At 61.2% G+C, this 12,274-nt stretch carries 8 protein-coding genes; all 8 read right to left on the minus strand.

Going from position 1 to position 12,274, the window contains the following annotated elements; translation table 11 throughout:
- Positions 1-42 precede the first annotated feature (42 nt).
- The 8 genes from E3O56_RS14075 to E3O56_RS14110 all read right to left on the minus strand — a co-directional run bounded on the left by E3O56_RS14075 (position 43) and on the right by E3O56_RS14110 (position 12,090).
- On the minus strand, positions 43-933 hold the full coding sequence (locus tag E3O56_RS14075) for a transglutaminase family protein (protein ID WP_223018753.1): 891 nt from the start codon (positions 931-933) through the stop codon (positions 43-45).
- Complete coding sequence (locus tag E3O56_RS14080) at positions 933-3,419, minus strand: circularly permuted type 2 ATP-grasp protein (protein ID WP_032878180.1); 2,487 nt, start codon at positions 3,417-3,419, stop codon at positions 933-935. Before E3O56_RS14080 ends, E3O56_RS14075 begins: the two co-directional genes overlap by 1 nt.
- A 158-nt stretch (positions 3,420-3,577) precedes the next feature.
- Positions 3,578-6,868 carry a transglutaminase family protein gene (locus E3O56_RS14085; protein ID WP_248128441.1) on the minus strand — a complete coding sequence of 1,097 codons (3,291 nt, stop codon included), beginning with the start codon at positions 6,866-6,868 and terminating at the stop codon, positions 3,578-3,580.
- A gap of 201 nt (positions 6,869-7,069) precedes the next feature.
- Positions 7,070-7,561 carry a hypothetical protein gene (locus E3O56_RS14090; protein WP_103733903.1) on the minus strand — a complete coding sequence of 164 codons (492 nt, stop codon included), beginning with the start codon at positions 7,559-7,561 and terminating at the stop codon, positions 7,070-7,072.
- Positions 7,558-7,998 carry a hypothetical protein gene (locus E3O56_RS14095; RefSeq protein WP_248128442.1) on the minus strand — a complete coding sequence of 147 codons (441 nt, stop codon included), beginning with the start codon at positions 7,996-7,998 and terminating at the stop codon, positions 7,558-7,560. Before E3O56_RS14095 ends, E3O56_RS14090 begins: the two co-directional genes overlap by 4 nt.
- 206 nt (positions 7,999-8,204) lie before the next feature.
- On the minus strand, positions 8,205-8,654 hold the full coding sequence (locus E3O56_RS14100; RefSeq protein ID WP_103733905.1) for a hypothetical protein: 450 nt from the start codon (positions 8,652-8,654) through the stop codon (positions 8,205-8,207).
- Entirely contained in the window at positions 8,651-9,583 is a 933-nt protein-coding gene (locus E3O56_RS14105; protein ID WP_103733906.1) for an NAD synthetase, read from the minus strand. Before E3O56_RS14105 ends, E3O56_RS14100 begins: the two co-directional genes overlap by 4 nt.
- Positions 9,584-9,786: 203 nt before the next feature.
- Positions 9,787-12,090 carry a YgiQ family radical SAM protein gene (locus tag E3O56_RS14110; RefSeq protein WP_005784258.1) on the minus strand — a complete coding sequence of 768 codons (2,304 nt, stop codon included), beginning with the start codon at positions 12,088-12,090 and terminating at the stop codon, positions 9,787-9,789.
- Positions 12,091-12,274: the final 184 nt, after the last annotated feature.

Consider the following 12,274-nt stretch of genomic DNA (forward strand, 5'->3'; position numbering starts at 1 on the left):
TGTTGAGGTGAGCAGGCCCTCCCTGTTCACCCCAACCCACCGCTACTCCAGCGGCATCACCGTCACCCGCACCTCCGGGTCATGGCTCCCTCCTCCCAGAATCACCCCACGCAACGGCGACACATCGGAGAAATCCCGGCCCCAGGCCAGAGTGATGTGCTCCAGTGCCGGCTGCACATTGTTGGTCGGATCGAAATCCACCCAGCCCGACCGCGGGCAGAACACCGAGACCCACGCATGGGACGCATCGGCGCCGATCAGCCGTGGCTGGCCGGGCGGTGGCTGGGTCAGCAGGTAGCCGCTGATATAGCGCGCCGCCAGGCCCCGTGAGCGCAGGCAGGCGAGCATCAGGTGGGCGAAGTCCTGGCACACACCGCGACGGCGCTCCAGCACCTCCACCAGCGGCGTGGCGACCTGAGTGGCTTCGGCATCAAAAGTGAATTCGCTGAAAATCTTTTGCATCAACGCCTGCGCGCCGACCAACAACGGCTCGCCAGGCGGGAAGCAGCTTTCAGAGAACTCGACGAAGGTTTTTTTCAGATGCACGTAAGGCGATTCGAAGCGATAGCGGCAGGCTTCAATCACCTCCATCGACAGCGCCTGGCTGCTGTAGGTAAAACTGTCACGGGTGCGGTCCCACGCCGGCGATTGCCCCAGATCCAGCGCGGGTCGCGCCAGCACTTCCACGGTCAACCCGGCATTGACCAGCAGCTCATCATGAGGACGCTCGAACGCCAGGCGCGTGATCGGGTTGCCAAACACGTCCAGCTCATCACGGCGTGAAGAGGGCGGCGGGCTGATGTCCAGGGTTTGCCAGGTGCAACGCTGCCACGCACACGGCCGTGGCCACAAATGCGCCAGCTGCTGGGCCAGGGACACCGGGCTGTCGTAGTGGTAATGGGTATCGTGAAAAATCTGATAGCGCGCACTCATCACACCGACACCGTTTGCTGGCTGACATCATCCACATGGGCAAAATGGCGCAGCGCCAGGCGATCCGACACTTGCCCGCTCTCATCGGCGACCGCTTGCAGCAGGTCGGCCAGGCCATCCAGCGCGGCACGCACGCTGGGCTCGCCAAACAACGGGTTCTCCAGGCACCCCAGGTCAAAGCGCCCCAGGCGCTCCACCAACGGCGCGAGGCCGGTTTCCCTGGGCACCCCAAAATCATCATTGAGGCGACGCACGGTACGGCTCACCAGTTTGAGCTGGAACAGCACCGCATGGGGATTCTGCTCATCGAGCAACAACAGGTCGAGCACCGGGATCAGCTGCGGCACCGCCAGGTAGCGCGAGCGATAGGTGATGCTGCTGTTGCCCAGCTCCAGCAACCACTCCAGCCCCGCCTGATCGAACACCGCCACACCGCGCAGGAACGCTGCCAGGCTGGTACTCAGAAATTGCAGACGCTCAATGCGCCGGCCCATCATCAAAAAGCGCCAGCCTTCATCGCGGGTCATATCATCCAGGGCAAACCCGGACAGCGCCGCCAAAGACATCACCAAACGGTTGAGAAAATCCAGCAGCTCGCCGAAGTCCGGGGCCTGGCTTTCCAGCTCCATGGCTTCGCGTTGCAGCTCCACCAGGGCCTGCCAGTTTTCCCGCGACAGCTTGCCGCGTACCTGGGACGCTGCCCACTGCAAGCGCTGCAAATTGGCGCGCAGGCTTGAGGGCCAGTCATCACCGAGCAAGGCCGCGAGCAGACGCTCCGGTAGCTCGCCCTCCTCCGGCAACAGGCGCAGGCTTTCTCCAAGTTCGACCGCCGCCTGCAATGCCAACGGATCGTCGCCGTCGACATAACGCGCCAGCACAATGCGCAGCCAGCGCGCACTGTCATCGCAGCGTTCGCAATAACGGCCAAACCAGAACAGGTTTTCCACCACCCGCGACGGCAGATACGGGTCGCGGCGCACCAGATCATGCACGCCAATGGCGCGCTGGGCACGCCACTGCTCACCAGCGCTGGCGCGCTCGCCGAGTACCCATGTGTCCTTGCTCGCACCGCCGCGTTGCATCGACACCACTTCGGCATCGGCGTCGGCGGCCACACGGGTCAGGCCACCGGGCAACACGCGATACCCCTCATCGCTGGCTACCGCGTACACACGCATCCCGATGGCGCGGTGTTGCAGATGATCTTCTTCGGTATGCCACACCGGCGCCTGGGACAACTGCGCCAGCTCCTGGGCGACATAGGCGTAAGGCCGCGCGCGCATCCGCTCGGCCAGGGCCTGGCGTTGTTGTTCATTCAAATCACGACCGAACACCGGGGCGAAACTTTGCGAAGGAAACGCCGGCTTGATCAACAGTTCCGGGAGCTTCTCCAGTGCCTCGGCCAGCACCGGTGCCTCGCCGCACCACCAGGTGGCAATCGACGGCAGGATCAGCGCTTCACCGAACAGGAACTCGTTGATCTTCGGCAGGAACCCCAACAAGCCCGGCGACTCCAGCACGCCGCTGCCCAAGGCATTGGCCACCAGCACATTGCCTTGGCGCACGGCGTCAAGCAGGCCGGGCACGCCCAGGGCCGAGTCGGTACGCAGCTCCAGAGGGTCGCAGAAATCGTCATCCAGGCGTCGCATGATCGCGTGGACCCGGCGCAGACCGCTGAGGGTTTTCAGGAACACCGTGCTGTCGCGCACGGTAAGGTCGCCGCCTTCTACCAGTGGGTAGCCGAGCTGGCGGGCGAGATACAGATGTTCGAAATAGCTTTCGTTGAAACGCCCCGGCGTGAGCAGCACGATCAGTGGCGGCTGGTCATCGCCGGGCGCCTGGCGGGCCAGGGTTTCCTGCAAGGTGCGAAAAAAACCGGTGAGGTGCTGCACCTGCAAATCACGGTACAGATCCGGGAAGGCGCGAGACACAATGGTGCGGTTTTCCAAGGCGTAGCCGGCGCCCGACGGCGCCTGGGTACGGTCGGCGGTGACCCACCAACGGCCATCGGGAGTACGCGCCAGATCCACGGCGTACAGGTGCAGAAAAGCACCGTCCGGCGGCTGGATACCCTGGCATGGCCATAAAAAGTTGTTATGCCCAAATACCAGCTCGGCAGGCAACAGCCCCTCTTTGATCAGGCGTTGCGGACCATAGAGGTCGGCGAGTACCGCATTGAGCAGACGCGCGCGCTGGGCGATACCGGCCGACAACTGCCGCCACTCATCAGCGGCCAGCACATGGGGCAGCAGGTCCAGCTCCCACGGGCGATCAGCGCCCTTGGGGTCGGCGTAGACGTTATAGGTCACGCCGTTTTCCTGGATCTGCCGCGTCAGCAACGCCTGGCGCTGGGCCAATTGTGCGGGCGTACTGCGTTGCAGATGGTCGAGCAGGCGCTGCCAATGGGCACGCACCGCGCCGCCGGCGTCCAGCAGTTCGTGATAGGTGCCCGCGGTCAGCGGGTAACGGTCGAGCAAGTCGGACATGGAACGCTCGGCAGAGGCAAGGGAAGTCAGGTTAACTCAAATTCACTACGATCCAATGTGGGAGCTGGCTTGCCTGCGATAGCGGTGTGTCAGTCACCAGAACTATCGACTGAACCACCGCTATCGCAGGCAAGCCAGCTCCCACACTTGGATCATGTTCATTCCTTATTTTTTGTAAAACGCCGCAAATCCAGGGTCATTGGCAATTCACCGTTCACCACTACAGTCGGCACCACAAGCTTGCCCGGGCTATGCCCCAACCGGAAAAACCGCGCCATCCGCCGGCTCTCTGCCTCATTGGCATTGACCGGCAAGCTGTCGTAATTGCGCCCGCCCGGATGCGCCACATGGTATTGGCAGCCACCCAGCGAGCGCTGCATCCAGGTGTCGAGCAGGTCGAACACCAACGGCGCATGGACTGCAATGGTCGGTTGCAGGCAGTTGGCCGGTTGCCAGGCGCGGTAACGCACACCGGCAACAAACTCTCCCACCCGACCGGTCGGTTGCAGCGGCACGGGTATGCCGTTGCAGGTCAGTAGATAGCGCTGCGCCGGCAGGCCACTTAACTTGACTTGCAGGCGCTCCAGGGACGAATCCACATAACGTACCGTGCCGCCTACCGCGCCCTCCTCACCCAGCACATGCCAAGGCTCCAGGGCCTGGCGCAGTTCCAGTTCGATACCGCTGACGGCGTAATCACCCACTTTGGGAAAGCGGAACTCCAGATGCGCGGCAAACCATTCGGCCCGCAGCGGATAACCGGCAGCGTTGAGCTCGACAATGACGTCGGCAAAGTCCTGTTCGATAAAATGCGGCAACAAAAAGCGGTCATGCAGTTCGGTGCCCCAACGCGCCAGCTTCGGAGGCGCATAAGGTTCGCGCCAGAACCGTGCGACCAGCGCGCGCAGCAGCAATTGCTGAGTCAGGCTCATGCGCGCATGGGGTGGCATTTCGAAAGCGCGCAACTCCAGCAGCCCCAGGCGGCCGGTGGCACCCTCCGGCGAGTAGAGTTTGTCGATACAAAATTCGGCGCGATGGGTGTTGCCGGTCACGTCGATCAGCAAGTTGCGCAACAGGCGGTCCACCAACCACGGCGGGCATTCCTCGCCCGGTGCCGGCATCTGCGCGAAGGCGATTTCCAGTTCATACAGCGCATCGTTGCGCGCCTCATCCACCCGTGGCGCCTGGGAGGTCGGGCCGATAAACAGGCCGGAGAACAGGTAGGACAGCGACGGATGGTTATGCCAGTAGCTGATCAGACTGCGCAGCAAATCGGGGCGACGCAGGAATGGTGAGTCCTTGGGCGTCGCACCGCCGAGGACGAAGTGGTTACCACCGCCGGTGCCGGTGTGGCGCCCGTCGATCATGAATTTCTCGGTGGTCAGGCGGGTTTGCCGGGCTTCTTCGTAAAGAAATTCGGTGCGTTCCACCAACTCATCCCAGGTGGCGGATGGCTGCACGTTGACCTCGATCACACCCGGGTCCGGCGTCACGCGAAAATTGCTCAGGCGTGTGTCGGCGGGTGGCTCGTAGCCTTCCAGCAACACGGGGCAATGCAGTTCCTGGGCGGTGGCCTCGATGGCCGTCACCAGCTCCAGATAATCCTCCACGCGTTCCAGCGGCGGCATGAACAGGTACAGGCGTCCTTCCCGCGCTTCAGCGCACAGCGCAGTGCGGGTCAGCCAATCGGCGGATTCGTCGACCTTTGGCACACGCTCATCACTTGGGGCCGGCTCGTCGTGGCTGTGCAACTGCGCGGTCGTGGGCAGCTGCGGCTGATCCTGGTTCGGGTCGGTCGGGTGTATGAACGGATACTCCGCCGCTGTCACCCACGGCTGCGAAGCCAACGGCAGCCGATAACCCAACGGCGAATCGCCCGGCACCAGGCGGCAGTGGTCATCGCGCAAGTACCAGCGCCCACTCTGCCAGCGATCATTGGCGGCGGTGCGCGCCAACGGCAGCACTTGGCCGATGACCTTGTCCAGGCCCTGCACGAAGACTTTGCGCAAGCGTTCGCGCTCCAGTTCGTCGCTTAAGCGCGGGTCCTGGGCGCTAACGTTTTGCGGCAGTGTGCCTTCGCGCCACAGGTAGTAGAAGTTGTCCTCAAAGGCAGGGAACACAAAGCGCGCCGGCAACTTCAGACGCTCGGCGACGCTGGCCAGGAAACGTCCGGCCATCGCGCCGTCAGCCCCATAGTCCTCTTGCTCATCGGCGATCAGCGCACTGTTGTGCCAGATCGGCACCCCATCGCGGCGCCAGTAGCAATTGAGCGACCAACGCGGCAGTTGCTCGCCGGGGTACCACTTGCCCTGGCCGAAATGCACCAGGCCCTGGGGCGCATAGTGCCGGCGCAGGCGCTGGAACAGCTCGGCGGACAGGCGACGCTTGTCCGGCCCCAGGGCGGCGGTGTTCCATTCGGCGCCGTCGGGGTCGTCGATGGACACGAAAGTTGGCTCGCCGCCCATGGTCAGGCGCACGTCATGCTTGAGCAGGTCGCCGTCAATCTGTCGGCCCAGGGCCTGGATCGCCAACCATTGTTCTTCGGTGTAGGGCTTGGTTACCCGAGGGGCTTCCCATATACGCTCCACCGACATTTCGTGGGTAAATTCGCATTCGCACGGTTCCACCAACCCACTGATGGGTGCGGCAGACGATGGATCGGGGCTGCAGGCCAATGGGATATGCCCTTCACCGGCAAATAAACCGGAGGTGGCATCCAGGCCGATCCAGCCAGCGCCGGGCAAATACACTTCGCACCAGGCGTGCAGGTCGGTGAAGTCCACTTCGGTGCCGGAGGGGCCGTCGAGGGCTTTGACGTCAGCGGTGAGCTGAATCAGATAACCAGAGACAAATCGCGCCGCCAAGCCAAGATTGCGCAGCAATTGCACCAACAGCCAGGCCGAGTCGCGGCAGGAGCCGGAAGCGTTTTCCAGGGTGAATTCCGGGGTTTGCACGCCCGGTTCCATGCGGATCAGGTAGCCGATATCGGCGGCCAGGCGCTGGTTCAGCCCAACCAGGAAATCCACCGCGGGCAAGGGTGTGCGGTCAATACCGGCCAGGTAGGCGGCAAACCTTGGCATCAGCGGCAAGGTTTCCAGGTACGGCGCCAGCTCGCGATGCTCATCGGCGGCGTAGCTGAAGGGGATTTTTTCGGCGTAGGGTTCCAGGAAAAAGTCGAACGGATTGAACACCGCCATCTCGGCGACCAGATCGACTTCGATGCGCAGTTGGTCGGTTTTTTCCGGGAACACCAGGCGCGCCAGGTAATTGCCCTGGGGGTCTTGCTGCCAATTGATGAAATGCTGCTCGGGCAGCACTTTCAGCGCGTAAGACAGGATCCGCGTGCGGCTATGGGCTGCCGGGCGCAAGCGCACAATTTGTGGGCCGAGTTCGACAGCACGGTCGTAGCGGTAATGCGTAACGTGGTGCAACGCGACATGTATCGACACGGCGGCCTCCTGCGAGCCTGGGCATGAGTACAACGCGCGCAAGACTTATGCCACAGCGGCCGTCATTGCGCTTTATCGTGGAGCCCGGTGCAGTACAGCACCAAAACAGCGCCGTGCCTGCGGTTGTGGTGCAAGGGTTGCACAAATTTGTGGCGGGTGTGGGTGCAGAGGTAGCGATTGGGTGGACGGTGAGGTGGGGGATCACCTCGGTTTTTTTATTCTGATAATTGCGCACTCGTGTTTGCGGCGCTTTTTAACAGCTGCCACGACTTTCGCGCGCATGTGGCGAAGTTCTACGTAGGCGGCACGCATTTCCCGATGGCGTTTGCTGCGAAGCAGTAGCAGGCCGAGGATCGGCCAGAAGAAGCACTCAGCGTAAAGGAAGTTCGGCGAAAAATGATAACCTGGCACAGCAACCAACAGGCAGGCGATAAAAAGGGCATACATGCCCCAGGTCCACTTAGGACGCCCACAGACAATCATGAAATTGCAGTGGGTGATAAAAACGACCAACACCAAACCGGTAATCTCAGCAGCCGCGTTCGATAACAAGGGGAAGTAATAGTTTTCCACTAGCACCACAACAGCGGAGCTGCCAAATAGCCCCGAAAGAATTACGCCAATAAACACGGGGAAGTTACGAATCAGAAAAGGGCGGATGGGGACAAGATACCTCCTTGTGATAAGCCTCATTCTGGGCCCCCCTCATACAACCCAACTGCTATGGGCCGGATATTTCCGGACCGTAAGTTCCCAGCAACCGCCGATGCAGAATCAAGGGCATCAAGCATCTGAAAGATCGTTCCATTCCTGACTTCGGCCGAGGTGTAACGCTTTGGCATCTCTGCGGCGATTTGTTTGAGCTTGATCATTTTTCGGGGCATTTCCGGATGGTTGATCACCGCCGACGTACACGCCAATCCCGTATTCACCGCCTCGAACGCCACCTGCGACTCACGCGACACAATCGCCCGCATCTGAGCATCGAGATACACCACCCTCGCGGCGACAACGGCCGGATCAGCATCAATGGCCGCAAACAACTTACCTGGATCAATACTGCTTTCGACCCACTGCCGTGTCGTCAAATGCGCCCTGGGAAACCCGTCTTTCAACACGCTGGAAGTCATCCCTTTACTCCGGTTTTTCACAAGAGTGCAGAGATTAAAGAGTGGCAGTCCTCAAAAAATGTCAGAAGCTTCGCTTTAGCACGACAGGCACTTCCTGATCATGCCGAGCCGGCCAAGGGATTGCCCATGGGTGTTCTTCCTTGAAACGGTGGAGACTGGATTGATTTTCTGGCGAAGGCGCAGCCACAGCTGGTGAATCTACCCAATCAACGAGCTTTTCGCTGGGCAATCACCGCCTGGCGCAGGTGGCGTATTTCGAGTAACCGCTGGCGCATTTCACGATGGCGCTTGCTGTTGAGCAACAGCAATCCCAGCAGCGGAAACAACACCGCCGAGCCGTACACCAGGCGATTGAGGTCGTATTGAATCATCGGTAATACGAACAGCAGGCACGTGCCAAGGTAACCCGCCACCAGGCGCGCCGCCCATGGATAACCACGCGCGATCATCACATTGCCAAATACCAGCACCGCCACCAACACCAGGATCGCAGCCCCTGAACAGCTGGACTTGAGCGCAGGCTCAACACTGCGCAAATACGTCACCCCTGCCGTTGAGACCGCAACTGAACCAGAGAAAATCGCCATGAAGACGGTGCCCATGAACACGGGAAAATAACGGGCAAGAAAACTGCGCATATCGGGAACGCCGTTCATTCGGTCAAGTCCTCGTACAAGCCGATCGCTATGGTGCTGGCCGTACCGACATGCCCCGTTCGATAGCTGCCGACGACACCCAATACGCCGCCCAGCGCATCCTTCAACTGAGTCAGGGTGGCGTGGCGGATTTCAGTGTTGCTGAAGCTCTTGGTCAGCTTACCGGCGCGCTGTTGCAGTTTGAGCAACTTGGGCGTCAGGCTTGGATCCTTGAGGCTAAGCAGTTCCTTGGTCAACTTCTTGCGCTCCTGGCGGCTCAGGCCTTTGAGCAACTGATACCAGCTCTTGCCCAATGCAGCGGCCTTGTTGGCCTTGAGCAGTCTTAGCGTGGTAAAGGCCCCCGTGCCGATGCCTACCAAAGAGGCCGCATCCAGAATAGGTGAAACCGCGTCATACCATTGCGCATCGTCCATGCGGTCGTTGGCATCGGGATCGAGTATCTCGTTATAGGTACGCGCCACACCGAACCCGCATTGAGCGCTGCTGGCCAATGCCGCCGTGATGCCAATGCCCACCACAAAAGCACTGGCACCGGCCGTGAACGGTACCGCGACGCTGCCGCTGAACACCACGATCCAACCAATCACCGCCGCGCCGCAGGAAAGGCCCATATCAAAGGCTTCCTTTTGGAGGCGTCCTTCACGGGGATCGGTCTTCACCTGTTCTACAAACTGGGCAGGCGAGATGTACTTCTGCGCCTCGCGCAAAATGATGCGCTTGGGCCTGATGCTGCAAATGGGCTTGAATTCGCGCAGGGTTATTACGTTGAAGTCGGCGTCGATGTACACCACGCCGGCGCCGACAATGCCGGGGTCTGCGTCGATAGCCGCGAACAGCCGCGGCAGGTTGATCTGGCTTTCGATGCGCTGGCGCGCCATGAACTGGGAGCGGTTGGAGTCCATGCCGATGTTGAGCAAGGGGTTGCCCATAAGTGTTCTTCCTTGAAATTGATAGTGCCCAGACCGGCCTCATCGCAGGCAAGCCAGCTCCCACAGGGGAATGCATTCCAAGTGTGGGAGCTGGCTTGCCTGCGATAGCAATCTAATGGACGCCACCTTACCAAACAGGCTCACCCTCGACCAGAAAGCAAAACGCCAGCACGAGGCTGGCGTTCTGCATATTCAAGCGATGATCAACGCGGCACTACCGGCTTGCGCGCAGGCTTGCCGCCCTTGCCCTTGGCCGCATCGGCACGCTCTTTGGCGGCCTGCTTGTTACGCGCCTGAGCAGCCGCCTTGGCTTGCTCACGCTTGTCCCACGGGTTGCTGCCGTCGCTGCCACGGGGCGGCAGGCCGGTGTGCTGGGTAAGGATCCTGGTGGTGGTTTCCTTGGCGACCTTGTGGCTGCCGGCCGGCGTCGAGTTCTTGCGACGGGCGCTCTGGTAGCTGTCGGTGGCCGGCTGGTGCAGCGGGATCAACTGGTCTTTACCCGGCCCGATCAGGTCGGCGCGGCCCATGCGCGTCAGTGCTTCACGCAGCATTGGCCAGCCTTTCGGGTCGTGATAACGCAGGAACGCCTTGTGCAGACGGCGCTGCTCTTCGCTCTTGACGATGGTCACCGCGTCGCTCTTGTAGGTGACCTTGCGCAGCGGGTTCTTGCCCGAGTGGTACATCGCGGTGGCGGTGGCCATCGGCGACGGGTAGAACGCCTGCACCTGATCGGCACGGAAGCCGTTGCCCTTGAGCCACAGGGCCAGGTTCATCATGTCTTCATCGGTGGTACCCGGGTGGGCGGCGATGAAGTACGGGATCAGGTACTGCTCCTTGCCCGCTTCCTTGGTGTACTTCTCGAACATGCGCTTGAACTTGTCATAGCTGCCGATGCCCGGTTTCATCATCTGGTTGAGCGGGCCTTCCTCGGTGTGTTCCGGGGCGATCTTCAGGTAGCCACCCACGTGATGGGTCACCAGCTCTTTCACGTACTCAGGCGACTCGACGGCCAGGTCGTAGCGCAGGCCGGAAGCAATCAAAATCTTCTTCACACCCGGCAATGCACGGGCGCTGCGGTACAGCTGGATCAAGGAGGAGTGGTCGGTATTCAGGTTCGGGCAAATGCCGGGGAACACGCACGACGGCTTGCGGCACGCGGATTCGATTTCCGGGCTCTTGCAGGCAATGCGGTACATGTTCGCGGTAGGCCCGCCGAGATCGGAGATCACCCCGGTGAAGCCCGGCACCTTGTCACGGATTTCTTCGATTTCGCGAATGATCGACTCTTCGGAACGGTTCTGGATGATGCGGCCTTCGTGCTCGGTGATCGAGCAGAAGGTGCAGCCGCCGAAGCAGCCACGCATGATGTTTACCGAGAAGCGAATCATGTCGTAGGCCGGGATCTTCTCGTTGCCATACGCAGGGTGCGGCACGCGGGCATAAGGCATACCGAACACGTAGTCCATTTCTTCGGTGGTCATCGGGATGGGCGGCGGGTTGAACCAAACGTCCACGTCACCATGCTTCTGCACCAGGGCGCGGGCGTTGCCTGGGTTGGTTTCCAGGTGCAGCACGCGGTTGGCGTGGGCGTAGAGCACCGCGTCACCGCGGACTTTTTCCACCGACGGCAGGCGGATCACAGTCTTGTCGCGGGTCATGCGCGGGCTGGCCAGGATCTGCACGACCTTGGCTTCTTCCGGGTCATCCACCGGACCTTTCTCTTGCTCGATGGCGCAGGCCTGGGTGTCCTGGGTGTTCACGTACGGGTTGATGATCTTGTCGACCTTGCCCGGACGGTCGATGCGCGTGGAGTCCACTTCGTACCAGCCCGCGGGTGTATCACGGCGAATGAACGCGGTGCCGCGCACGTCGGTGATGTCTTCAATCTTGTGGCCCCACGACAGGCGCTGGGCGACTTCGACAATGGCGCGCTCGGCGTTGCCGTACAGCAGGATATCGGCGGTAGCGTCGATCAGGATCGAGTTGCGCACCCGGTCCTGCCAGTAGTCGTAGTGGGCGATGCGGCGCAGGGAAGCTTCGATGCCGCCAAGCACGATCGGCACGTTCTTGTAGGCTTCCTTGCAGCGCTGGCTGTACACCAGGCTGGCGCGGTCCGGGCGTTTGCCGGCCATGCCGCCTGGGGTGTAGGCGTCGTCGGAGCGGATTTTCTTGTCGGCGGTGTAGCGGTTGATCATCGAGTCCATGTTGCCGGCCGCGACGCCGAAGAACAGGTTCGGCTCGCCGAGCTTCATGAAGTCGTCTTTGGACTGCCAGTTCGGCTGGGCGATGATCCCGACGCGAAAGCCCTGGGACTCCAGCAGCCGGCCGATGATCGCCATGCCGAACGATGGGTGATCCACATACGCATCACCGGTGACGATGATGATGTCGCAGGAATCCCAGCCAAGCTGATCCATCTCCTCCCTGCTCATCGGCAGGAATGGCGCAGGACCGAAACATTCGGCCCAGTACTTGGGATAGTCAAATAACGGCTTGGCTGTTTGCATGACGGTGACCGGTGTTGAGATGAAAAATCGCGGGCGCGGAATATAGCACAAATTTTGACCAATTCCGACGGCAATGGTCGGCTTTTAGCCACACCGCGCCCGACGGTGCTTATAGCCCGGTTTTGCTGGGGGGGCGAGGCCCACATAGGCGCGCTGATCACGCGTCGTCATTGAGGGTGCAACT

Source organism: Pseudomonas sp. W2Aug9, from assembly GCF_023127755.1.
GTDB lineage: Bacteria > Pseudomonadota > Gammaproteobacteria > Pseudomonadales > Pseudomonadaceae > Aquipseudomonas > Aquipseudomonas synxantha_A.

Bases quoted from the DNA above. Each gene is read 5' to 3' on its own strand.
- E3O56_RS14075 (WP_223018753.1), bottom strand. From the start codon at position 933: ATGAGTGCGCGCTATCAGATTTTTCACGATACCCATTACCACTACGAC.
- E3O56_RS14080 (WP_032878180.1), bottom strand. From the start codon at position 3,419: ATGTCCGACTTGCTCGACCGTTACCCGCTGACCGCGGGCACCTATCAC.
- E3O56_RS14090 (WP_103733903.1), bottom strand. From the start codon at position 7,561: ATGAGGCTTATCACAAGGAGGTATCTTGTCCCCATCCGCCCTTTTCTG.
- E3O56_RS14095 (WP_248128442.1), bottom strand. From the start codon at position 7,998: ATGACTTCCAGCGTGTTGAAAGACGGGTTTCCCAGGGCGCATTTGACG.
- E3O56_RS14100 (WP_103733905.1), bottom strand. From the start codon at position 8,654: ATGAACGGCGTTCCCGATATGCGCAGTTTTCTTGCCCGTTATTTTCCC.
- E3O56_RS14105 (WP_103733906.1), bottom strand. From the start codon at position 9,583: ATGGGCAACCCCTTGCTCAACATCGGCATGGACTCCAACCGCTCCCAG.
- E3O56_RS14110 (WP_005784258.1), bottom strand. From the start codon at position 12,090: ATGCAAACAGCCAAGCCGTTATTTGACTATCCCAAGTACTGGGCCGAA.